Here is a 22,734-nt window from a genome sequence, read left to right as displayed (position 1 = left end):
AGGGCCAACCTGCCAGGAGCTTTCATGCGCCGACGTTCGCTGCTTCCCCTCATGTCCGGCCTGCTTGCCGCGCCTTCGCTCGCGCTCCCCCAGGCCGCCCGGGCGCAGACCCGCCAGGGCCCGCCCCACGAATGGATGTTCGGCGGCTGGACCGGCGGCATCTTCCCGGCCACCGAGACCCAGGGGCCGGCCTGCTTCGGCAACGTCACCGTCATCGTGACGCGCGACATCGTGATGCGCGTCTCCAGCCTCGACGTGGCCTTCCGCCAGCGGGCGATCGAGACCGTGGCGATCATCCCCGACGGCCTCGAATTCCGCTTCGTGCCGACGCCCGGCCGCGCCGCGGTGCCGGAATCCGGCTTTGGCTGCGACAACAACCCCAATATCCTGCGCGTTCGCCGGGTGAGCGACGACGAGGTGCTCTTCACCGATTGCCGCGAGTTTCCGAGCCCGCTGAAGCGCTGCAAGGGCTGAGCCGGTGCCCCGCATCACGCTGATCCACGCGCTGCGCCACTCGCCGCCGCCGATCGAGGCCGCCTTCGCCAGGCTCTGGCCCGGCAACACGCTCATGAACCTGATGGACGACAGCCTCTCGGCCGACCTCGCCCGCCAGGGGAAGCTGACGCCGGAGATGACGCAGCGCTTCCGCGCGCTGGGCGACTACGCCACGGGGACGGGCGCGGACGCCATCCTCTTCACCTGCTCGGCCTTCGGGCCCTGCATCGAGGCCGTCGCGGCCGAGCACGCGCCCATGCCCGTGCTCAAGCCCAACGAGGCGATGATCGAGGAGATCCTGGCCTCGGGCGCGAGGAAGATCGGGCTGCTCGCGACCTTCCCGGGCACGCTGTCCTCCATGCCGCCGGAGTTCCCTCTCGGCATCGAGGTCGTGCCCTGCCTGGCCGAGGGCGCGCTCGCGGCGCTCGACGCCGGCGACGTCGCGGCGCATGACCGGCTGGCCATGGAGGCCTCGCTGGCGCTGAAGGATTGCGATGCCATCGCGCTCGGCCAGTTCAGCCTGGCGCATGTGGCGCCGATGGTGGCGGGGGCCACGGGCCTGCCCGTCTTCTCGACGCCGGACAGCGCCGTGCGCAAGCTGAAAAGGATGCTCGCTTGACCGGACCGGCCGTCGGCGATCCGGCGCCGGGCTTCGCGCTGGCGGCCTCGGGCGGGCGCAGGGTCAGCGCGGAGGCGCTGAAGGGGAAGCCGTATCTGCTCTACTTCTACCCCAAGGCGAGCACGCCCGGCTGCACCGCCCAGGCCTGCGGCATCCAGGAGGCGCTTCCGGCCCTGGGCAGGACGGGCCTCGCGATCATCGGGGTCAGTCCCGACCCCATGCCGGCCATTGAGAAGTTTGCCAGGAAGTTCGACCTGACCTTCCCGCTGGCGAGCGACCCCGAGCACCAGCTCGCCGAGGCCTACGGCACCTGGGTCCAGAAGACTTTCATGGGGCGTAAGTACATGGGCTTCGAGCGGTCGAGCTTCCTGGTCGACAGGGACGGGAAGATCGCGGCCGTCTGGCGCAAGGTGAAGCCCGAGGCCCACGCGGCCCAGGTGCTGGAGGCGGCGAAGGCTCTGTAAGGCGGTCTGCCGGAGAAGCTGTGGGACGATCCGCCAAGGCGCGGGACGCCGGGCGCATGTCTCCCCTGGCGTGAGCCAGTAGCCTTCCAGACCGGGCGGGAGCGGGGTTTCGGCGCGCGAGCGCCAGGGGCAGGCTTCGCGCACACGTCCCTCCGGAGGCCCCCATGGCAGAGCTCGACCAGGTTCTCGCGCATATCGATTCCGATCTCGACGCGGCGCTCGCGCGCCTCTTCGAGACCCTGCGGATCAAATCCATCTCCACCGATCCCGCCTTCGCCGGCGAGTGCAAGGCATGCGCCGACTGGCATGTGGCCGACCTCGCCAGCATCGGCTTCGAGGCCAGCGCCCGGCCGACCCCGGGCCACCCCATGGTCGTCGCGCATGACCGCAACGCGACCGGCCCCTCGGCGCTGTTCTACGGGCATTACGACGTGCAGCCCGTGGATCCGCTGGAGCTCTGGACCCGCGATCCCTTCGAGCCCGCGATCGAGACGCGCGAGGACGGCGCCAAGGTCCTCCGCGGCCGCGGCACGGCGGACGACAAGGGACAGCTCATGACCTTCGTCGAGGCCTGCCGCGCCTGGAAGGCCGTCACCGGCGGGCTGCCCATCCCGGTCTCCATCCTCCTGGAGGGCGAGGAGGAGAGCGGCGGCGTGAACCTGCCGCCCTTCCTCCAGGCGAATGCGGCGGAGCTGAAGGCCGATATCGGCCTGATCTGCGACACCAATATGTGGGACGCGCGGACCCCGGCCATCACCACCATGCTGCGCGGGCTCTGCGGCGAGGAGGTGATCATCCACGCCGCCGACCGCGACCTGCATTCCGGTTTCTACGGCTCAGCCGCGGCCAATCCGAACCGCGTGCTGGCGAAGATTATCGCCGGGCTGCACGACGAGAATGGCCGCGTGACGCTGCCGGGCTTCTATGACGGCGTACCGGAGCTGTCCGACGCGCTGCGCGCGCAATGGGACACGCTGGGCTTCGATGCGGAAAAATTCCTCGGTGCGGTGGGCCTCTCGGTCCCGGCCGGCGAGAAGGGGCGGTCGGTGCTGGAGATGACCTGGTCGCGCCCCACCTGCGAAATCAACGGCATGGGCGGCGGCTACCAGGGCGCCGGCTTCAAGACCGTGATCCCGGCCATGGCCTCGGCGAAGATCTCCTTCCGGCTGGTCTTCGACCAGGATCCGCATGCGATCCGCAAGGCCTTTCGCGACTATGTGCAGGCGAACGTTCCCGCGGACTGCCGTGCCGAGTTCATCGAGCACGGTTCGGGCCAAGCCATCCGCTTCCCGATCGACGCGCCGGAATTCGAGAAGGCCCGCCAGGCGCTGAGCGACGAATGGAACAAGCCTGGCGTCTTCATCGGCGGCGGCGGCTCCATCCCCGTGACGCATGAGCTGAAGAAGGCGCTGGGGATGGATGTGATCCTCGCCGGCTTCGGCCTGGAGGACGACCGCATCCACAGCCCCAACGAGAAATACGACCTGGAGTGCTTCCGGCGCGGCATCCGCTCCTGGGCGCGCATTCTCGACGCCCTTTCGCGCTAGACGAGGACCGATCCCGATGAGCGCCGCCGCCGAACCCAAGACCGCGATGCAGAAGATGCTCGATGTCGTCGAGCGCGTCGGCAACCGGGTGCCGCACCCGGTCCTCATCTTCGTGATCCTGATCGTGATCGTGATCGCCCTTTCCGCCATCCTCGGCGCGATGGGCGCCAGCGTCTCCTTCCAGCAGGTGAATTATGAGGCGGACACGGTCGAGCCCATGACGGTCGCGGCGCGCAGCCTGCTCACCGTCGAGGGCATCCGGTTCATGTTCACCGGCATCGTCCAGAACTTCATGAACTTCAATGCGGTGGGCGTCATCATCATCGCGATGGTGGGCGTGGGCGTCGCGGAGGAGGCGGGGCTGGTCAAGGCGCTCATCCGCAAGCTGGTCGTGGTCGCGCCGCCCAAGGCGCTGACCTATATCCTGGTCTTCGTCGGCATCGTCTCCTCCATCGCGGCCGATGCGGGCTACCTGGTGCTGATCCCGCTGGCGGCGGCGGCCTTCCTGAGCGTGGGCCGGCATCCGCTGGCGGGGCTGGCGGCGGCCTTCGCGGCGGTGGCCTCGGCCTTCCTCGTCAACGTGCTGATCGTGCCGACCGACGGCATCCTCACCGAGATCACCAACGACGCCATCGCGCTGGTGAATCCCAACGTCTCGATCGACCTCGCGGCCAACCTCTGGTTCTCCATCGCCTCGGTCGCGATGCTCACCGTCCTGATCGCACTGATCACCGAGCGGGTGATCGAGCCGCGCCTGGGCACCTATGTCGGCGACTACAGGCTGGAGGGCGACACCGGCCTCTCGGACGACGAGGGGCGGGGCCTGCGCTGGGCGCTCTGGGGGATGATCGCCGTTCTCGCCTTCCTCGCCGTGCTGACCCTGCCGCCGGGGGCGCCGCTGCGGAACCCGGAGACAGGCGCGATCATCGGCAATTCGCCCTTCATGAACAGCCTGATCGTCTCGATCGCGCTGGTCTTCCTGGTCTGCGGCACGGCCTACGGCCTCGGCGCGCGGACGATGAAGTCCACCAACGACGTGATCGGCGCCATGCAGAAGGCGATCGCGAGCCTGTCCGGCCTGATCCTGCTGCTGCTGGTGATCAGCCAGTTCATCGCCTTCTTCAACTACACCAACATGGCGACGCTGGCGGCCGTATCGCTGGCCGAGGTGCTGACGCGCGCCAATCTCAACGCGATCTGGCTGCTGGTCGGCTTCGTGGTGGTGGTCTTCCTGCTCGACCTCATCATCACGGCGGCGATCGCGAAATGGGCCATCTTCGCGCCCATCTTCGTGCCGCTGCTAATGCAGCTCGGCATGTCGCCCGAGGCGGTGCTGGCGGCCTATCGCGTGGGCGATTCGCCGATGAACGCCATCACGCCGCTGAACGCCTATTTCGCCATGATCGTGACCTTCGCCATCAAGTATCAGAAGGATGCGGGCGTCGGCACCGTGATCGCGCTGATGCTTCCCTATGTGGTCTTGCTGAGCGTGGTCTGGACCCTCTTCCTGGTCGCCTGGTACCTGACGGGCCTGCCCTGGGGCCTCGGGGCCTGAGCGCGGGGGCCGGGGGCGGCCAAGGTCGCGGCGCGCCGTGAACGAGATCTCCATCACCTTCGCCGTTATCGGAGTGATGGTGCTGGCCTTCGTCTCCAACCGCGTGCCCGTCGCCCCCGTGGCGCTGGCGGCCGCGCTCACCCTCTACTTCACGGGCATCCTCGACCATCACGAGGCGCTGGCAGGCTTCGGCGACACGACTGTGCTCTTCATCGCCTCGCTCTTCGTGGTGAGCGCGAGCCTGGACGCGACCGGCGTCACCGCCTGGGCCGGCAAGCTGCTGATCGCCCAGGCCGGCAAGAGCCGCCGGCGGCTGCTCGTGCTGTCCATGCTGCTGGTGGGCTTCCTCACCGCCCTGATCGGCTCCAGCGGAGCAGTCTCCGCGCTGCTGCCGGTGCTGGTGCTGGTGGCGGTGCGGCTGGGCTGGTCCCCCTCGCAGCTGATGATGCCGCTGGCCTTCGCCTCCTATTCGGGCTCGATGCTGGTGCTGACCGGCAGCCTGGTGAACGTGCTGGTCTCGGATGCCGCGACGGAGGCCGGCATGGCCCCCTTCGGCTATTTCGAGGTGACGGCGGTCGGCATCCCGCTTCTGGCGGGAACGGTCACGATCGTCGTCTTCTTCGGCGAGCGCCTGTTGCCGATGCGCGCCGGGCGCGGCATCCCGCAGGACCTCAGCCGGCACTCCGGCACGCTGGCCGAGCAGTACGAGGTCTTCGAGAGCATGCACCGCCTGGTGATCACGCCGGATTCACCCTTCGTCGGTCAGCCCAGCCCGGCGGTCGAGGCCGAGAACCGCCCGGGCCTCAGCCTTATCGCCATCCGGCCCGGCGGCAAGGCACCGCCCATGGCCAGTCCGGTGCTGGCCGCGGGCGACATCCTCTTCATGCGCGGCGAGTCCCAGGCCATCGCCGATTTCGCCGCCGAGAAGCGCCTCGAGCATGCCGAGCCGGCCAAGCGCGCCGAGCTCAGCGCCTCGCTGTTCAACCAGACCCACGGCTTCACCGAGGTGGTGCTGCCGCCGCGCTCCGGGCTGATCGGCGACACGGTCTTCCCCGGCATGGTCACGCCGGAGGGCGACCTCATCATCCTCGGCATCCAGCGGCGCGGCGAGAATCTGGGTCCGGGCAAGGTGACCCTGGCCGCTGGCGACACGCTGCTGATCCAGGGCCGCTGGGAGGCGCTGGAGAAGCATTCGGACGACCCGGACGTGCTGGTGGTGGCTTCGCCGGAGGCCATCCGTGGCCAGGCCATCCCGCTCGGCACGGGGGCGGCGCGGGCGGTCGCGATCCTGCTGGCCATGGTCGCCGCGTTGGCGACGGGCGTGGTGCCGAGCGTCATCGCCGGCGTCACGGCGGCCTGCGCGACGGTGCTGTCGGGCGCGCTGAAGGCCGAGCGGGCCTATCGGGCGATCAACTGGACGGCGCTGATCATGATCGCCTCGCTGATCCCGCTCTCCATCGCGATGCGCAAGACGGGCGCCGCCGAGCTTATCGCCGACACGCTGGTCGGCCTGCTCGGCGAGGCCAGCCCCTACAAGATGCTGGCCGCGCTCTTCGTGCTCACGGCGCTGCTCGGCCAGCTCATCAGCAGCACGGCGACGGCACTGATCCTCATCCCGGTCGCGATCGCGACGGCGACCGGGATCGGCATCTCGCCGCGCACGACGCTGGTCGTCGTGGCCGTCGCGGCCGCGGCCTCCTTCCTCACGCCCATCGCCTCCTCCGCCAGCCTGATGGTGCAGGGGCCCGGCGGCTATCGTTTCGGCGACTACTGGAAGCTCGGCCTGCCGCTGCTCGGCTGGTCCTTCCTGATCGCGACCTTCCTCGTGCCCGTCTTCTGGCCATTCTGAGGGGCATCCCCCATGAACATCGACCTGATCCTCGTCCTCCTCCTGCTCGGCGCCGCCATCGGCATGTTCGTGGCGAACCGCCCGCGCATGGACGCGGTCGCGCTCATCATGATCGCGGTGATGCCATTGACCGGCGTCCTCACGATCAACGAGGCCCTGGCGGGCTTCTCCGATCCCAATATCGTGCTGATCGCGGCCCTCTTCGTCATCGGGGAGGGGCTGGTGCGCACGGGCGTCGCGCGGCTGATGGGCGACTGGCTGAACGCCAGGGCGGGCCGCAGCGAGACGCGGATGCTGGTGCTGCTGATGCTGGCCTCGGGCTTCCTCGGTGCCTTCATGAGCTCGACGGCGGTGGTGGCGATCTTCATCCCGGTCGTGCTGCGGATCTGCCAGAACACCGGCACGGCGCCGAGCCAGCTCATGATGCCGCTCAGCATCGCCGCGTTGATGAGCGGCATGATGACGCTGGTCGCCACCGCGCCGAACCTCGTGGTGAACGCCGAGCTGGTGCGCCAGGGCGGCGAGAGCTTCGGTTTCTTCGCCTTCACGCCCTTCGGCCTTCCCATGCTGATCATCGGCACGGCCTACATGCTCTTCGCCCGCCGCCTGCTGCCCAGCACGAAGCCGGTCCTGGGACGGCAGGGGCGCCCCAGCCTGCCGGGCTGGGTGGAGCAATACGGGCTGAACCGGCGCGCCTATCGCGTGCGGATCATGATGGGCTCGCCGCTGGTCGGGCAGAAGCTGGACGACCTGGAACTGCGCGCCAGCGGCGTGAACCTGCTGGCCATCGAGATCGGCGGCCGCTTCTCGACCGAGGTGATCCGCCCCATGGCGCGAACGGTGCTGGAGGCCGGGCACATCATGCTGCTCGACGTCATCCTGCCCGATGTCGAGATCGAGGCGCTGCGGGAGAAGTACCGGCTCCAGATCCTGCCGCTCGGCGATGGCGGCTATGTCACCGACCGCTCGCAGGAGATCGGCATGGTGGAGGTTATCATTCCCGCCGATTCGCCGCTGGTGGGCCAGACGGTGCTGCAGGCGCGGGTGCGCTCCGAATCGGGCCTGACCGTCATCGGGCTGCGGCGGGGGCGGAAGGTGCTGAGCGAGGGGCTGCTCGAGGAGCAGCTCAAGGTCGGCGACACGCTGCTGCTGACCGGCTTCTGGTCGGACATCCGCAATCTGCAATCCGAACCCTCCGAGATGGTGGTGCTCAGCCTGCCGGCCGAGATGGAGGAGGTGCTGCCAGCCGCAAGCAAGGCGCCGCAGGCCGTGGCCATCCTGGCGCTGACGATCGGCCTCATGATCAGCGGGCTGGTACCCAATGTGCATGCGGCGCTGATCGGCTGCCTGCTGATGGGCGCGTTCGGCTGCCTCGACATGAACTCGGCCTACCGCTCCATCAGCTGGAAGAGCCTGATCCTGATCGTGGGCATGCTGCCCTTCTCACTGGCCCTGCAGCGGACCGGCGGCGTGGAGCTGGCGGCCGAGGCGGTGACGGCGATCGCCGGCAATGCCTCGCCGCGCATGGTGCTGGGGCTGCTCTTCCTGATCACGGCGATGCTGGGACTGTTCATCTCCAACACGGCGACGGCCGTGCTGATGGCGCCCGTGGCGCTGGCGGTGGCGCGGGACATGGGGGCCTCGCCCTATCCCTTCGCGATGATCATCGCGCTCGCTGCTTCCACGGCCTTCATGACGCCGATCTCCTCGCCGGTGAACACGCTGGTGGTGGGGCCGGGCAATTACGGCTTCGGCGATTTCGTGAAGGTCGGCGTGCCGCTGAGCCTGATCGTGATGGCCGTCAGCGTGCTGATGGTGCCGATCCTGCTGCCGCTGTGAGCAGGCTCAAGGGAGAAGGGATGGAGGTCCGAGGCGGAATTGAACCGCCGTAGCAGGTTTTGCAGACCTGTGCCTAACCACTCGGCCATCGGACCATCAGGGTCTTCCCCTCAGGCCGCGTTGTATCGGGCCCGGCGGCGTTTCGGTCAAGGCAGGCTGCTTTCCGGCGCGCGCCGCCCACCCTATAACCCCCCCGATCAGGATTGAGGTGAGTGGATATGGCGCAGAGCCTGGTGGCCGACGTTCCGGCGATCGAAGAGGACTTCCCCCGGGCCCGGCGCTTCATGGTGGACGGCCAGCTCACCCCGAACGGCATCACCGACCCGCTGCTGCTCGGCGCCATGGGCGAGATCCCGCGCGAGGCCTTCCTGCCGCCCGCGCTGCGCCCGCGCGCCTATGCGGACGAGGCGGTGCCGCTGGGCGGCGGCCGCGCCATGCTGGCGCCCATGGTGCTGGCCAAGATGATCCAGCTCGCGCTGCCCCAGCCCGGCGAGCGCGCCCTGGTGCTCGCGGCCGGCAGCGGCTACGGCGCGGCGGTGCTGGCCCGGATGGGCCTGAAGGTCACGGCCGTCGAATCCGACGCCGCCCTGGCGGGCCCTTCCGAGCGGGCCTTCGGCTTCGGCCTGCACGGCAACCGCCCCACGATGGTGAACGCCGACCCGCGGGGAGGCGTGCCCTCCGGCGCGCCCTACCGGCTCATCCTGATCGAGGGGGCGGTGGAAGCCGTGCCCGCGGCGCTGGGCTCGCAGCTCGGCGAGGGCGGGCGCCTCCTCGTCATCCGGCGCGAGCCGGGTGGGACGGGGCGCATCCTCATGCTGCGGAAGCTCGGCGGCGGCCTGACCGAGGTGGCGGGCCCGGATGCGGCCGGCCCCCTCCTGGCGGACTTCGCTCCGGCGCCGGGCTTCGTCTTCTGAGACGGCCTGCCGTTTCAAGCGTCGCGATCGCGGGCGCGAGGGCGCCCTTGGCTCGCCCGCCGAAGGAAGCCTTCAATTTTCCGGCGGTGGTGCGATATGCCCGGAAGCGGCTATAATCGGCGGCAGCGGGAACGGAGTTGGGTCATATGCATCTGGGCATGAGGTTTGTTCTCCTGTCCGCCACGGCGGCCGGTCTCTTCACGGCGGGGCATTTCGCAGCTGCGCCCGCATCTGCGCAGACGATGCAGCAGGCCCTGGCCGCGACCTACAACAACAACCCGACCCTGCTGGCCGCGCGCGCCCAGCTCCGCGCCGTGGACGAGGGCGTGCCCCAGGCGCTGGCCGGGTGGCGGCCGACGGTGGTCATGGCCGGCAGCGCCGGCGCGGCCGATGTCCGCACCCGCAGCCAGACCCAGTTCTTCCGCCCCGACGGCAGCTTCTTCTTCCGCGATCCGGTGGGCCCGCTCACCAACGGCACCCAGGGCCCGATTCCCTCGACCATTCGGCAGGAGCGCACCCCCGCCTCGGCCACCATGACGCTGACCCAGCCGATCTATCGCGGCGGCCGGACCGTGGCGCAGACCCGCCAGGCGGAGAACACCGTGCTGGCGCAGCGTGCCCGCCTGCTCGCCGTCGAGCAGCAGGTGCTGGGCGACGCCGTCCAGGCCTATATCGGCATGATCCAGAATTCGGAGCTGCTGCGCCTCAATATCAACAACGAGCAGGTGCTGACCCGCCAGCTCCAGGCCACTAATGAGCGCTTCCGCGTCGGCGAGATCACCCGCACCGACGTCGCCCAGGCCGAGAGCCGGCTGGCCGGCGCGCGCGCCACGCGCACCAATTCCGAGGGCACGCTGCAGATCGCCCGCGCCACCTTCGAGCGCGTGATCGGCGCCGCGCCGCAGCGGCTGACCAATCCGCAGCCGCTGAACGTGCCCATCCGCAGCGCCGCCGAGGCCCAGGCCGTGGCCATCGCGAACAACCCGAACGTGGTGGCGGCGCTCTTCGCCGCGGCCTCGGCGCGCGACAACATCGACGTGCAGATGTCGGTCCTGCTGCCGCAGATCTCGGCCAATGCCCAGGCCTTCCGGCAGGACAACCAGACCACTGCGCATACCCGCCAGACGGGCGGCCAGGCCACCATCAACCTCTCCGTGCCCCTCTTCCAGGGCGGCGCCGAGCATTCGGCGGTGCGCCAGGCGCGCCAGCAGGCCCAGCAGACCATCACCCAGGTGGACGAGCAGCGCCGCCTGGCGGCCCAGAACGCCTCTCAATCCTGGGAGACGCTGCGCAGCAACCGCTCGCAGGTCGACAGCGTCCGGGCCCAGATCCGCGCCCAGGAGATCGCGCTGGACGGCGTGCAGCGCGAGGCGATCGTGGGCAGCCGCACCACGCTGGACGTGCTGAACGCCGAGCAGGAGCTTTTGAACGCGCGCACCAGCCTCGTGAACGCGCTCTCCTCGGTGATCACCGGCTCCTATGCGCTGGCGGCCTCGATCGGGCGGCTGACGGCCCAGGATCTCGGCCTGCCGGTCGAGGTCTACGACATGACGGCCTACTACAATGCCGTGCGCAACCGCTGGGTCGGCATCGGGGACTACTCCACCGCCGCCGTTCGCCGCTGAGATGTCGGCCTCCAGGCCCCCCGGCGGGACGGACCCGTCGATGGACGATATCCTCGCCTCGATCCGCCGGATCCTGAACGAGGACGAGCAGGCGGCGGCGACCGTCGTGGCCTCGCCGGCTGCGACCCCCTCCGCGTCCAAGCCTCCTGCTGCGCCCTCTGCCGCGATCCAGCTCACGCCCGAGATGATGATAGCGCCGCCCGAGAGTCTCGCCGGGCCCGTCGCGGCCACGCCCGCGCCCATTGCGATCGCTCCGGCTCCCACGCGCATCCAGGAGTCGCCGCCCGTATCCGCCGCCGAGCCCGGCCCCAGGGCCGCGCCGCAGCCCCCGCAGCCGGAGCCCTTCCTCATGTCCCTGGAGCCCCAGGATCCGCCGTCTTCCGGCCTCGTCGATCCAACGGCCGCCGCGGCCGCCGCCTCGGCCTTCGGCCAGCTCTCGCGGCTGGCCCAGGATCGCGGAGCGGCGGTCACCCGCCAGGGGCCGTCCATCGAGGATCTCGTGCGCGAGGAGTTGCGGCCCATGCTGAAGGCCTGGCTCGACGCCCATCTGCCGGCCACGGTGGAGCGGCTGGTCCGCGCCGAGATCGAGCGGGTGATGTCCCGCCAGGGCTGAGCCGACGCCGCGCCGGGGCTGATTCGCGTCTTCGGGCCGATGGGGCGCGAAGACGATCCGGCCCTGGGGACTTGACGCGCCGCGCCGCGCGTTCGACCTCTGCGCGATGCTCGACAAGGCCTTCGACCCCGCCTCGATGGAATCGCGGCTCTATGCCGCTTCCGAAGCCTCCGGCGCGTTCTCCGCGCATCCGGAGAGCAACGCGCAACCCTTCACCATCGTCATCCCGCCGCCCAACGTCACGGGCAGCCTGCATATCGGCCACGCGCTGAACAACACGCTGCAGGACGTGATGGTCCGCTACCGGCGCATGCAGGGGCGCGACGCGCTCTGGATGCCCGGCATGGACCATGCCGGCATCGCGACGCAGATGGTCGTGGAGCGCCTGCTCGGCACGCAAGGCCAGACCCGGAGGGGACTCGGCCGCGAGGCCTTCGTGGACCGCATCTGGGAATGGAAGGCGGAGAGCGGCGGGTCCATCACGCGCCAGCTTCGCCGCCTCGGCGCGTCGCTCGACTGGCCGCGGGAGCGCTTCACCATGGATGCCGGCCTGTCCAAGGCGGTCATCGAGGTCTTCGTGCGGCTGCACACGGAAGGCCTGATCTACCGCGACACGCGGCTGGTGAACTGGGACCCGGTCTTCCAGACGGCGATCAGCGACCTCGAAGTCGAAAGCCGGGAGACCAAGGGGCAGATCTGGACGCTCCGCTACCCGATCGAGGGCGAGCCGGGGCGCCACATCCTCGTCGCCACCACGCGGCCGGAAACCATGCTGGGCGACACCGCCGTCGCCGTGCATCCGGAGGATCCGCGCTTCAAGGATCTGATCGGCAAGAGGGCCATCCTGCCGCTGGTGGGCCGTGCCATCCCGATCGTGGCCGACGACTACAGCGACCCCGAGAAGGGCACGGGCGCGGTGAAGATCACGCCCGCGCACGATTTCAACGACTACGAGGTCGGCCGCCGGCACGACCTGCCCATGCCTTCCGTGCTGGACGCCGAGGCGCGCATCTGGCTCGACGAGATCGGCGGCGACCTGCGGGCGGTGGAGGGCGCGGCCGATCCCGATTTCGTCCGCTCTCTGGGGGGCGTTGACCGTTTCGAGGCCCGCAAGCGCATCGTGGCGGAGCTGGAGCGGCTGGAGCTCCTGGAGAAGGTGGAGGCCCACGCCAACACCGTGCCCCATGGCGACCGCTCCGGCGTGCCGATCGAGCCGCGGCTGACGCTGCAATGGTACTGCGACGCCGCGACGCTGGCGAAGCCGGCCATCGAGGCGGTGGAGACCGGCAAGACCGAGTTCGTGCCCAAGCAGTGGGAGAACACCTTCTTCGCCTGGATGCGCGACATCCAGCCCTGGTGCATCTCGCGCCAGCTCTGGTGGGGGCACCGCATCCCGGCCTGGTACGGGCCGGAGGGCAGCATCTTCGTCGAGAAGGATGAAGAGACCGCCCGAGCCGCGGCTCGGGAAAAATTCGGCCGCGACGTGGAGCTCACGCGCGACGAGGACGTGCTGGACACCTGGTTCAGCAGCGGATTATGGCCCTTCTCGACCCTCGGCTGGCCCGACAAGACGCCCGAGCTGGACAAGTACTACCCGACCGACGTGCTGGTGACGGGCTTCGACATCATCTTCTTCTGGGTCGCCCGGATGATGATGTTCGGCATCCACATCATGGGCGAGGTTCCCTTCAGGCACGTCGTCATCCACGGCCTCGTGCGCGACGAGAAGGGGGCGAAGATGAGCAAGTCGAAGGGCAATGTCCTCGACCCGCTCGAGCTCATCGATGCCTATGGCGCCGATGCGGTGCGCTTCACCTTGGCCGCGCTGGCCTCGCCGGGGCGCGACATCAAGCTCGCCAAGGCGCGGATGGAGGGCTATCGCGCCTTCGCCACTAAGCTCTGGAACGCCTCGCGCTTCCTGGAGATGAACGGCATCGCCGCCGATCCCGCCTGGACGCCCGACGGCGCCCAGGGGCCGCTCGCCCGCTGGATCCTGGATGGCGCGAACACCGCCATCGCGGAGGCGACCGCCGCACTCGACGCCTTCCGCTTCGACGAATACGCGGCCGTGCTCTATCGGTTCACCTGGAACAGCTTCTGCGACTGGTTCATCGAATTCGCCAAGCCCGTGCTGAACGGACCCGACGGGCCCGAGAAGGACGAGGTGAAGGGCGCGGCCCAGCATGTGGTCGGCGTGGTCCTGCGCCTGCTGCAACCGGTCATGCCCTTCGTCACCGAGGAGCTCTGGACCCGGCTCGGCTATGGCGGAGAGGCCAGCCTGATCGTCGCCGCCTGGCCGCAGGCCGTACCCGTGCGCGACGCCGCCGAGGCCCGCGCGGAGCTGGACGGCGTGGTGCGCCTGATTTCCGAGGTGCGCGCCGTGCGCGCCGAGGTGAACGTGCCGCCCTCCATCACGACGAAGCTGCTCGTCCAGGGCGCGTCGCCCGAGATGCTGGCACGGGCCGGGCGCTGGATCGATGCGATCCGCCGCCTGGCACGCGTCACCGGGATCGAGGTGCTGGACGGCGCCGCGCCCCAGGGCGTGGTGCAATGCGTGCTCGGCGAGGCGACGCTCATGCTGCCGCTGGCGGATGTGATCGATCTCGGCGCGGAGCGCACGCGCCTGTCGAAGGACCGCGCCAAGGCCGAGATCGAGGTGAAGAAGATCAACGGCAAGCTCGGCAATCCCGAATTCATCGCCAAGGCGAAGGAGGAGGTGATCGAGGAAAACCGCGAGCGGCTCGCCGATGCCCAGGCCGAGATTGCGCGGCTCGATGCGGCGATGGCGCGGATCGCCGGGTAGGAAAAGATCGAGGGGCTCCGCCCCTCGAACACCCCGGCAAGAACCTCAGGTTCTTGCATCTCCGGTGAAATGGGGTTTCCTGGCGTCAGCAAGGGGAACGCCAATGACCACCTGGGACAAGTCGCGGCTGCCGAGCCGCCATGTGAGCGTCGGGCCGGAGCGCGCGCCGCACCGCAGCTACTACTTCGCGATGGGCATGACCCGCGAGGAGATCGCAAGCCCGCTGGTGGGCGTCGCCTCCTGCTGGAACGAGGCCGCGCCCTGCAACATCGCCCTCAGCCGCCAGGCGCAGGCCGCCAAGCGCGGCGTGGCCGCCGCCGGCGCCGCGCCCCGCGAGTTCACCACCATCACGGTGACCGACGGCATCGCCATGGGCCATCAGGGGATGAAGTCCTCGCTGGTCTCGCGCGAGGTGATCGCCGATTCCGTCGAGCTCACCATGCGCGGCCATTGCTACGACGCGCTGGTGGGCATCGCCGGCTGCGACAAGACGCTGCCCGGCATGATGATGGTGATGCTGCGCCTGAACGTGCCCAGCGTCTTCCTCTACGGCGGCTCCATCATGCCCGGCCGCCACCACGGCCGCGACGTGACCGTGCTCGACGTCTTCGAGGCGGTGGGTCAGCACGCGGCCGGCAACATGTCCGACGAGGAGCTGCAGGAGCTGGAGGAGCATGCCTGCCCGGGCGCGGGCGCCTGCGGCGGGCAGTTCACCGCCAATACCATGGCCTGCATCTCCGAGGTGATCGGCCTCGCGCTGCCCTATTCGGCCGGCGCGCCGGCGCCCGACACCGAGCGGGACGAATACGCCTATCGCAGCGGATTCGCGGTGGTGGACCTCGTCCGCAACCAGCTCCGCCCGCGCGACATCGTGACGCGCAAGGCGCTGGAGAACGCGGCGCGAATCGTGGGCGCCACGGGCGGGTCCACCAATGCGGGGCTGCACCTACCGGCCATCGCCAATGAATGCGGGATCGATTTTCCCCTGGAGGAGGTGGCGCGGCTGATGCGCGACACGCCCCATATCGCCGACCTCAAGCCGGGCGGGAAGTATGTGGCGCTGGACGTGCACAAGATCGGTGGCGTCCCCGTCATCATCAAGGCGCTGCTCGAGGGCGGCCTGCTGCATGGCGACTGCATGACCGTCACCGGCAAGACCCTGGCGGAGAACCACGCCGAGGTGGTCTTCCCGAAGAACCAGGACGTCGTGCGCCCCGTCTCCGATCCGATCAGCCAGATCGGCGGTGTCGTGGCGCTCTTCGGCAATCTGGCGCCCGATGGGGCGATCGTGAAGATCGCCGGCATGGAGAAGCTGCGCTTCGAGGGCACGGCGCTCTGCTTCGACTGCGAGGAGGACGCCTTCGCCGCCGTCGACGCGCGCGCCTACAAGCCGGGCGACGTGATCGTCATCCGCTACGAGGGGCCCAAGGGCGGCCCGGGGATGCGCGAGATGCTGAGCACGACCAGCGCCATCTACGGGCAGGGCATGGGCGACAAGGTCGCGCTCATCACCGACGGCCGCTTCTCGGGCGCCACGCGCGGATTCTGCATCGGCCATGTGGGTCCGGAGGCCGCCGTCGGCGGAACCATCGGCCTGCTGCGGAACGGCGACAGGATCGTCATCGACGCGCAGGCCGGCACGATCGACGTGGAGCTGGACGAGGCGGAGCTGGCGCGGCGCCGAGCCGAATGGAAGCCGCGCGCGCACAACTTCAACTCGGGCGTGCTCTGGAAATACGCGCAGACCGTGGGTCCGGCGCGGGCCGGCGCGGTGACGCAGCCGGGCGCCCGGGAGGAAACGCATGTCTATGCGGATATCTGATCGCGTCTTAGCGATGCGTTAAGCTTCGCGGGCCCATCCTGGCGACAGACAGGATTGGACCCGCAGAATGCTGGATGCTCCCTTCTCCGCCGCCGGCCTTCAGCCGGCGATGTCGCCCGCCGAGCAGCGGCTGCTGCGTTACGCGGCGGCCGGTGTGGAATCGGCCGTGGAATTCGGCTGCGGCGGCAGCACCCTTCTCCTCCTGGAAGAGCTGGGCGGACCGCTGATCTCGGTCGAATCCGATCCGCAATGGCTATCGCGCCTGAGGGCGGAGCCCGGCTGCGTCGGGGCGGCCGCATCGGGCCGCTGGCAGGGCGTTCGCGCGGACCTGGGCCCGGTCGGCCCCTGGGGCTGGCCACGCGATCCCGCGCGCTATGCCGACGGGCCGCTCTATTGGAATGCGCCGTGGGGGCTTTGCCCCGCGCCGGGCCTCGTGCTGGTCGACGGCCGATTCCGCGTGGCCTGCGCGCTGGCCGCGCTGGAACGCCTGGCGCCAGAAGGCGTGATCGCCATCCATGATTTCTGGGGCCGCGAGCACTATCGGCCGCTGCTGGAATTCGCCGATCTGGTCGGCACGACGGCGAGCCTGGCGCTGCTGGGGCGCAAGCGCGGCGCGGCGCTTCCGGAGCCGGGCCGCTACGCCACGGATCCGCGATGAGCGGAAAAAGGCGGGAGCCGTAAGGCTTCCTTAACTTCCCGACGCCCAGGATGCCTCCGCCCCCGGAATTCGGGGGAGGCCAACAGGCAAAGGAAAAAGACCATGTCGCTCAATTCCGTGAACACCAATATGGGCGCGATGGTGGCGCTCCAGTCGCTCAACAAGACCAGCGCCGAGATGGAGACGACGCAGAAGCGCATCTCCACCGGCTATCGCGTGGCCGATGCGCGGGACGACGGCGCCGCCTATGCGGTGGCCGAGCGCATCCGTGGCGACCTGGCCTCCACCACCTCTGCCAACCAGCAGCTCGGCGGCATCAAGGGCCTGCTCGACACCACGCGCACCGGCCTCGAGAACATCTCGAATGCCCTGAAGGACGTGAAGTCGACCATCGTCGCGCTCTCGGACGCGAACATCACGCCGGCCCAGCGCAGCCAGTACATGTCCGCGCTGAAGGAGAAGTTCAGCCAGATCTCCAACTTCGTGACGGACACGACCTATAACGGCCAGTCCATGCTCAACACCTCGGCGGATGCCACCGCGACGGGCACGACGCTCGGCGAGGTCAGGACCGTGCGGAACGGGGAGGGGGCGTCCTATTCCTTCGCCAAGATCGCCTCCAAGGGAATCAACGGCGAGGCCGGATTCACGGCGCTGACGGCCTTGGGCATGACCACCGGCGGCGTGGCGGCCGGCACCACGCTGGCCGGTGCCATCAGCAGCTTCGGCGCGGCCCTGACCACGGGGGGCGCGGTGAACGTCGCGATCAACAACACGCTGACCGCGATGAACAACCTCGGCAGCTACAGCAAGTACGTGGACAGCCAGATCAACTTCAACAAGGCGAAGATGGACGCGCAGGAGGCGGGCATGGGCGCGCTGATCGACGCGGATCTGGCGAAGGAATCGGCGCGGCTGCAGTCGCTGCAGATCCGCCAGCAGCTGGGCAGCCAGGCGCTGGGCATCGCCAACCAGGCACCGCAGGTCCTGCTGTCCCTCTTCCGCTGATGACGACCCCGGGCTGGCAGGAGGCCGCCCACTTTCCCTCTCCGGCTAGCCGCCGCCGCTCGCCCAGTCCCCCATGATGGAGGAACCCGTCCCATGTCCTACGCCAGCAGTTCCGCCGCCGTCGCCGGAAGCTACCGCCGCCGGCTGACGCCCAAGCAGATGGAGGCCGAGGTCTATGGCCGTGCCACGCGCGCCCTGCGGGAGGCGATGGACAACGAGAACCCCGTCGTCCTCGCGCGGGCCCTGGCCGACAACCGCCGCCTCTGGGATGCGGTGCTGGCCGCCGTGATCGACCCGAGCAACCGGCTTCCCGTCCCGCTCCGGGCCCAGATCGCCTCGCTGGCCCGTTCGGTTCTCCGCGAGTGCGACGCGGAAAGTCCTGACACGGATCTCATCATCGAGATCAACGAGCAGATCGCAGCGGCCCTGTGGGCCTGAGGAGGACCAGGATGCAAACCCTCGCCGCCGCCAGGCAGGCCGCCGATCCCGCCGTCGTCTCGCGGCTGCTCGACCGCGGCCGCGACATGCTGAGCGCGCGCCGCACCGCGGAAGCCCTTCTGATGCTGGAGCGGGCGGTCCTCGTGCCCGAGGCACCGCCCGAAGCCTTCGGTCTCCTGGCTGAGGCGCTGCTGGAGGCGGGCCGCACGGAGGAGGCGCTCCGCGCCGCCGACACCGCGCTCGCCGCCCGTGGGGCGGACGGCATGCTGCGCCTGCTGCGCGCGCGGATCCGGCGCGGCAACAACGATGCGCGGGGTGGCCTGGACGACGCCGCGGCCGCCGTGATGGCGGATCCCGGCAGCTTGGAGGCCAAGACCCTTCTCGCCACCTGCCTTTCCGAGGCGGGCCGTCACGACGAGGCGCTGTTCTTCTTTCACCAGGTCTTCGAGGCGCAGCCGGGCAGCGCCCTGGCTGCGGCCATGCTGGCCATGGGCTTCATGCGGGCCAATCGCCACGAAGCGGCCGAGGAGCTCTATGCCCTCGCGGAGGGGCTGTCCGGCAAGCCGCGCGGCCTCGTCGTGCTGCGCGCGCAGAACGCCATCCTCGCCGGCGACGCCCAGCGCGCCGCCGGCATGCTGGAGGCGGCGCTCGCCGCGGCTCCGGACAGCGCGCTCTGGTCCATGCTCGGCCAGGCCTATCATCGCCTCGGCCTCACCGACCGGGCTGGCGAGGCCTATGCCGAGGCCTCCGCGCTGGAGCCCGGGAATGCTTATCTGAGGCATCTGGCGGTCGCGGTGGGTGCGCGGCCGGCGGAAGGCGACCGGGCGAGCGAGCAATACGTGACCGAGGTCTTCGATGGCTTCGCGGCGCGGTTCGAAGAATCGCTCTTCTCGCTGGGCTATCGGATCCCGGGCGTCATGCTCCGCATACTCGAGGCGCATCTCCCCGATGTCGCCCAGGGCCGTGCCCGGCTCGGCGATGTGCTGGACCTCGGCTGCGGCACCGGCCTCATGGGAGCCGTGCTGTACGACCTTCTGGGCGGCCGGCTGGTCGGCGTGGACCTCTCGCCGCGCATGCTCGAAGCCGCAGGCGGGAAGCAGGTCTACACGGAGCTGCGTCGCGCCGATGTCCTGACCGCGCTGCGAGAGGATGGGACGCGATATGCGGCGATCCTCATGGCCGACCTGCTCTGCTACTTTGGCGCGCTGGAGGAGGTCCTTGCCGCGGCCCGGTGCCGCCTCGCTCCGGGCGGCTGCCTCCTGTTCAGCATCGAGGCGGGCGAGCCGGGCACGGGCTGGGTGCTCACCCGCAACGCCCGTTACCAGCAGAGCGCTGAATATGTCCGCTCGGCGCTGTCGCAGGCGGGCCTGGTCGCGATCGGCTTCCGCGAGGAGGTCCTGCGGTTCGAGAACGGCGAGCCGGTGAGGGGCTATATCGTCCTCGCGGCGCCGGGCCACTGACAATGCGGCTGGCCGAATTCGACGCGGGCCTGGATGAGCTCCGCGCCGGCCGGACGGATTCGGCCGTGCCGCTGCTGGCGGCTGCGCTCGACCGGGAGCCGGAGCATGCGCTGGCGGCACTCAACCTCGGCATGGCGCTGATGGATCTGGGCCGCCTCGAGGAGGCCGCGCCGCATCTCCACAAGGCCCAGGGATCGCTGCCCCATCTGGCCGAGGCGCATTTCCGCCTGGGCCGGCTCGCGCATCTGCGCGGCGATCCTGCCGCGGCACGCAGGGGCTACGAAGCGGCGCTGATGCGGGCGCCCGGCCATGTCGCGGCGCTGTCCGGGCTCGGCCTCCTAGAGCGTCAGGGCGGCGAGCTCGCCAGAGCGGAGATGCTGCTGGCTGAGGCCATGCTGCATGCGCCGGAGGACAGCGGCATCGCGCTCGAATATGCCCGGACGCTGCGCGAGAACGGGTCCGCGGATCGCGCCGCCGCCATCGCCGACGAGGTGCTCGCCCGAGAGCCGGAGCTGGGCCAGGCGGGGCTGATCTGGGCCGAAGCGCTGGTCTCCCTGCATGGCGCCGCCGGAGCGCGTAGGATGGCGGAGGCCGCATTGGCGGCGGACCCTCTGGCTGCCGCCCGGGTCGCGGGGCTCGCCAGCCTGATCGAGGCCGCCGAGGGCCATGGCGCGGCGCTGCCGCAATGGCGCCTCGCCGAGGCGCTGGCGCCGGATGACGGCCAGATCCTGAGTGGTCTCGGTCATTCCCTGGGGCGCCAGCGCCAGCACAAGGACGCGCTCGACATTTTCGAGCGGGCCGTGCGCCTCCTGCCAAACGAGCGCAAGCTGCGCGTGGCCCTGGGCGAGCAGTTGCTTCGCACGCATCGCTTCGCCGAGGCGGAGGACGTGCTGCGGCGGGCCATGCGGGATCTGGGCTCCGACTATCGCGGCCAGGCCACGCTGGCGCTCGTTCAGGTGTCGCAGGGCCGGCAGGAAGAGGCCATGGCCTCAGCGCAAGCCGCCGGCGGTGAGAACGAGCTGATGCTGCGGCTCTGCAGCGTGGGGCCCTACCATCCGGAGCAAGCCGAGCCGGCCCGGCTGCGGACGGTGGCGGACCGGCTGCATGCGCATCTGTCGGACAAGCTGGAGCCCTGGAGCCCGGCGCCGCGCGCCTCGGCCGGCCGTTTGAGGGTCGGCTTCCTCTCGTCCAACTTCGGGACGCATCCGGTCGGCTGGTTCACCTTGGCCGGCGTCGAGAACCTGCCGCGCGACGGGTTCGAGCTGGTCTTCCTCTCCCTGGGCGACCGGCCGGGGCCGCTGGCGCAGCGGTATCGGGCCAGGGCTGACCGATGGGTCGCCCTCGACCCCGCCATGGGCGAGCTCCCGCTGGTGGAGAACCTTCGCGCGGAGAAGCTGGACATCCTCGTGGATCTGGGCGGGCACGGGCTCGGGGGCCGGATTCGCGTGCTGCGGCACCGCTGCGCGCCCGTGCAGATCAAATGGGTCGGCTCGCAATCGGCGACGACCGGCGTGCCGAACATCGACTGGCTGGTCACCGATCGCTGGGAGACGCCGGAGGGCTTCGAGCCGAACTACGGCGAGCGACTCCTGCGCCTGCCGGACGGCTATGTCTGCTACGATCCGCCCTCCTACGGGCCGCCGGTGGTGCCGCCGCCGCTGCTGCGGCGCGGCCGCGCAACCTTCGGCTGCTACAACAACATGGCCAAGATCACGTCACGGGTTCTGACCTGCTGGGCGCGGATCCTGGCGGCGGTGCCGGGCAGCCGGCTCGTCCTGCGCACCCATGCCCTGGGCGACCCGCGGACGCGGGACGCCTTCGTCGAGCGCGCGAAGTCCCTGGGCCTGCCGCCGGACCGGATGGATCTCCACGGCGCGGTCCCGCATGCGGATCTGCTGGCCGCCTATGGCGACATCGATATCTCGCTCGATCCCTTTCCCTACAATGGCGGGCTGACCGTCTGCGAATCCCTGTGGATGGGCGTTCCGGTGCTCACGCTGACGGGCGGCAGCTTCGCCGCGCGCCATGCCTTCTCGCACCTGTCCAATCTCGGCCTGCAGGACTGGGCGGCCTTCGACGAGGACGGCTATGTGACCCAGGCCATCGCCCGCGCCGCCGATCCGGAGGCGCTCGCCGCCCTTCGCGCCACCTTGCGGGAGCGCATGGCGGTCTCGCCGCTCTGCGACGCGCCGCGCTTCGGGCGGAATCTCGGCGAGGCGCTCCGGCGGGCCTGGGAGGCGGCTTGACGCGGGAGCACCGACGGGAAACAGCTTGCCCATGAGCAGCATCGAGATCGCCAGCCATCGTGGCGGCGCCTTTCTCTGGCCGGAGAACAGCCTCATGGCCTTCCGCCATGCCCTGGGCTGGGCGGCCGAGCAGGTGGAGTTCGACGTGCATGCGAGCCGCGACGGTGAGCCCGTCGTGATCCACGACGCCACGCTGGATCGCACCACGGACGGCTCGGGCCCGGTCCGGGCGCTCGACTGGGCGGAGGTGCGGCGCCACCGCCTCCGCGGGACCGGCGGCGAGGCCGTGCCGAGCCTGGCGGAGGCCGCGGCCCTGATCGGCGCGTCGCCGCAGCGGCTGCGGATGGAGATCAAGGCCGGGGTCGACGGGCGGCCCTATCCGGGCCTGGTGCGCCGCTGCGCCGAGCGGCTCGGCGGGCTTCGCGCCCGCACCGTCCTGATGAGCTTCGAGGCGGCGACGGTGGCCGAGGCGGCGGCGCTCGGCGGATTCGGCCAGCTCGTCTACCTCGTCGAGACGCGCCCCATGCGCGCGCTGCGCCCGGCCGACCTCGTCGCCCTCTGCCGGAGCTGCGGGGCCACCGAACTCGGCGTCCACGAGGGCTCCGCCGACGAGGCCCTGCGCGATGCGCTGCGCGAATCCGGCCTGCGCCTCTCCGTCTGGGGTGCCAACCATGCGCCGAGCATCGCGCGCGCGCTGGCCCTCGGCGTGGATGTGCTGGCGACGGACGATCCGCCGCTGGCCGTCGAGATGCGCGCTGCCGCAATTCCGTTGCGCTGAC

At 70.1% G+C, this 22,734-nt stretch carries 18 protein-coding genes and 1 tRNA gene; 18 read left to right on the top strand and 1 reads right to left on the bottom strand.

Going from position 1 to position 22,734, the window contains the following annotated elements; genetic code table 11:
- Positions 1-24 precede the first annotated feature (24 nt).
- From EJV46_RS04995 to EJV46_RS04965, 7 genes are all read left to right on the top strand, one after another.
- Positions 25-474, top strand: coding sequence for a hypothetical protein (locus EJV46_RS04995; RefSeq protein ID WP_131547473.1), 450 nt, complete (start codon positions 25-27; stop codon positions 472-474).
- Between the two features lie 4 nt (positions 475-478).
- Positions 479-1,114 (top strand): aspartate/glutamate racemase family protein, encoded by a 636-nt coding sequence (locus tag EJV46_RS04990; RefSeq protein WP_131547472.1) that lies wholly within the window; start codon positions 479-481, stop codon positions 1,112-1,114.
- Entirely contained in the window at positions 1,111-1,578 is a 468-nt protein-coding gene (gene bcp, locus EJV46_RS04985) for a thioredoxin-dependent thiol peroxidase (RefSeq protein ID WP_131547471.1), read from the top strand. Before EJV46_RS04990 ends, bcp begins: the two co-directional genes overlap by 4 nt.
- A 164-nt stretch (positions 1,579-1,742) precedes the next feature.
- Positions 1,743-3,125: a M20/M25/M40 family metallo-hydrolase gene (locus EJV46_RS04980; protein WP_131547470.1), complete on the top strand. Its 1,383-nt coding sequence runs from the start codon at positions 1,743-1,745 to the stop codon at positions 3,123-3,125.
- A gap of 16 nt (positions 3,126-3,141) precedes the next feature.
- The gene (locus EJV46_RS04975; protein ID WP_131547469.1) at positions 3,142-4,680 is read left to right on the top strand and encodes an AbgT family transporter; all 1,539 of its coding nucleotides are present in this window, start codon (positions 3,142-3,144) and stop codon (positions 4,678-4,680) included.
- A 37-nt stretch (positions 4,681-4,717) separates the two neighbouring features.
- Positions 4,718-6,529 (top strand): SLC13 family permease, encoded by a 1,812-nt coding sequence (locus EJV46_RS04970; RefSeq protein WP_131547468.1) that lies wholly within the window; start codon positions 4,718-4,720, stop codon positions 6,527-6,529.
- Between the two features lie 12 nt (positions 6,530-6,541).
- Entirely contained in the window at positions 6,542-8,368 is a 1,827-nt protein-coding gene (locus EJV46_RS04965) for an SLC13 family permease (protein WP_131547467.1), read from the top strand.
- 21 nt (positions 8,369-8,389) lie between these two features.
- Here EJV46_RS04965 and EJV46_RS04960 read toward each other — a convergent pair.
- Positions 8,390-8,463: transfer RNA gene (locus EJV46_RS04960), tRNA-Cys, on the bottom strand.
- 123 nt (positions 8,464-8,586) lie between these two features.
- Here EJV46_RS04960 and EJV46_RS04955 point away from each other — a divergent pair.
- The 11 genes from EJV46_RS04955 (at position 8,587) to EJV46_RS04905 (ending at position 22,733) form a co-directional block, all read left to right on the top strand.
- Positions 8,587-9,282, top strand: coding sequence for a protein-L-isoaspartate O-methyltransferase (locus tag EJV46_RS04955; protein WP_131547466.1), 696 nt, complete (start codon positions 8,587-8,589; stop codon positions 9,280-9,282).
- A gap of 158 nt (positions 9,283-9,440) precedes the next feature.
- Entirely contained in the window at positions 9,441-10,907 is a 1,467-nt protein-coding gene (locus tag EJV46_RS04950) for a TolC family outer membrane protein (RefSeq protein WP_240782403.1), read from the top strand.
- Positions 10,908-10,947: 40 nt separating this feature from the next.
- Positions 10,948-11,520, top strand: a complete 573-nt coding sequence (locus tag EJV46_RS04945) for a DUF2497 domain-containing protein (protein WP_131547464.1) — start codon at positions 10,948-10,950, stop codon at positions 11,518-11,520.
- Between the two features lie 106 nt (positions 11,521-11,626).
- The gene (locus EJV46_RS04940; protein WP_131547463.1) at positions 11,627-14,323 is read left to right on the top strand and encodes a valine--tRNA ligase; all 2,697 of its coding nucleotides are present in this window, start codon (positions 11,627-11,629) and stop codon (positions 14,321-14,323) included.
- Between the two features lie 103 nt (positions 14,324-14,426).
- Positions 14,427-16,145 (top strand): dihydroxy-acid dehydratase, encoded by a 1,719-nt coding sequence (gene ilvD, locus EJV46_RS04935; protein ID WP_131547462.1) that lies wholly within the window; start codon positions 14,427-14,429, stop codon positions 16,143-16,145.
- A 67-nt stretch (positions 16,146-16,212) separates the two neighbouring features.
- Positions 16,213-16,803: a hypothetical protein gene (locus EJV46_RS22690; protein WP_165585347.1), complete on the top strand. Its 591-nt coding sequence runs from the start codon at positions 16,213-16,215 to the stop codon at positions 16,801-16,803.
- 102 nt (positions 16,804-16,905) lie between these two features.
- Complete coding sequence (locus tag EJV46_RS04925; protein WP_131547461.1) at positions 16,906-17,811, top strand: flagellin; 906 nt, start codon at positions 16,906-16,908, stop codon at positions 17,809-17,811.
- Between the two features lie 93 nt (positions 17,812-17,904).
- Positions 17,905-18,249, top strand: coding sequence for a flagellar biosynthesis regulator FlaF (locus EJV46_RS04920; protein ID WP_131547460.1), 345 nt, complete (start codon positions 17,905-17,907; stop codon positions 18,247-18,249).
- Between the two features lie 11 nt (positions 18,250-18,260).
- Positions 18,261-19,709, top strand: a complete 1,449-nt coding sequence (locus EJV46_RS04915; protein ID WP_131547459.1) for a tetratricopeptide repeat protein — start codon at positions 18,261-18,263, stop codon at positions 19,707-19,709.
- A gap of 2 nt (positions 19,710-19,711) precedes the next feature.
- Complete coding sequence (locus EJV46_RS04910; protein ID WP_131547458.1) at positions 19,712-21,955, top strand: tetratricopeptide repeat protein; 2,244 nt, start codon at positions 19,712-19,714, stop codon at positions 21,953-21,955.
- Between the two features lie 31 nt (positions 21,956-21,986).
- Entirely contained in the window at positions 21,987-22,733 is a 747-nt protein-coding gene (locus EJV46_RS04905) for a glycerophosphodiester phosphodiesterase family protein (protein ID WP_131547457.1), read from the top strand.
- Position 22,734 lies beyond the last annotated feature (1 nt).

This window comes from Roseococcus sp. SYP-B2431 (assembly GCF_004336745.1).
Taxonomy (GTDB): Bacteria; Pseudomonadota; Alphaproteobacteria; order Acetobacterales; family Acetobacteraceae; genus Roseococcus.
Note: the sequence above shows the minus strand (reverse complement) of the source record. Positions and strands in the feature narration are given on the sequence as shown.

Excerpts from the sequence above, each read along its gene's own strand:
- EJV46_RS04995 (WP_131547473.1), top strand. The coding sequence starts at position 25 with ATGCGCCGACGTTCGCTGCTTCCCCTCATGTCCGGCCTGCTTGCCGCG.
- EJV46_RS04980 (WP_131547470.1), top strand. The coding sequence starts at position 1,743 with ATGGCAGAGCTCGACCAGGTTCTCGCGCATATCGATTCCGATCTCGAC.
- EJV46_RS04975 (WP_131547469.1), top strand. The coding sequence starts at position 3,142 with ATGAGCGCCGCCGCCGAACCCAAGACCGCGATGCAGAAGATGCTCGAT.
- EJV46_RS04965 (WP_131547467.1), top strand. The coding sequence starts at position 6,542 with ATGAACATCGACCTGATCCTCGTCCTCCTCCTGCTCGGCGCCGCCATC.
- EJV46_RS04955 (WP_131547466.1), top strand. The coding sequence starts at position 8,587 with ATGGCGCAGAGCCTGGTGGCCGACGTTCCGGCGATCGAAGAGGACTTC.
- EJV46_RS04950 (WP_240782403.1), top strand. The coding sequence starts at position 9,441 with ATGAGGTTTGTTCTCCTGTCCGCCACGGCGGCCGGTCTCTTCACGGCG.
- EJV46_RS04945 (WP_131547464.1), top strand. The coding sequence starts at position 10,948 with ATGGACGATATCCTCGCCTCGATCCGCCGGATCCTGAACGAGGACGAG.
- EJV46_RS04940 (WP_131547463.1), top strand. The coding sequence starts at position 11,627 with ATGCTCGACAAGGCCTTCGACCCCGCCTCGATGGAATCGCGGCTCTAT.
- ilvD (WP_131547462.1), top strand. The coding sequence starts at position 14,427 with ATGACCACCTGGGACAAGTCGCGGCTGCCGAGCCGCCATGTGAGCGTC.
- EJV46_RS22690 (WP_165585347.1), top strand. The coding sequence starts at position 16,213 with ATGCTGGATGCTCCCTTCTCCGCCGCCGGCCTTCAGCCGGCGATGTCG.
- EJV46_RS04925 (WP_131547461.1), top strand. The coding sequence starts at position 16,906 with ATGTCGCTCAATTCCGTGAACACCAATATGGGCGCGATGGTGGCGCTC.
- EJV46_RS04920 (WP_131547460.1), top strand. The coding sequence starts at position 17,905 with ATGTCCTACGCCAGCAGTTCCGCCGCCGTCGCCGGAAGCTACCGCCGC.
- EJV46_RS04915 (WP_131547459.1), top strand. The coding sequence starts at position 18,261 with ATGCAAACCCTCGCCGCCGCCAGGCAGGCCGCCGATCCCGCCGTCGTC.
- EJV46_RS04910 (WP_131547458.1), top strand. The coding sequence starts at position 19,712 with ATGCGGCTGGCCGAATTCGACGCGGGCCTGGATGAGCTCCGCGCCGGC.
- EJV46_RS04905 (WP_131547457.1), top strand. The coding sequence starts at position 21,987 with ATGAGCAGCATCGAGATCGCCAGCCATCGTGGCGGCGCCTTTCTCTGG.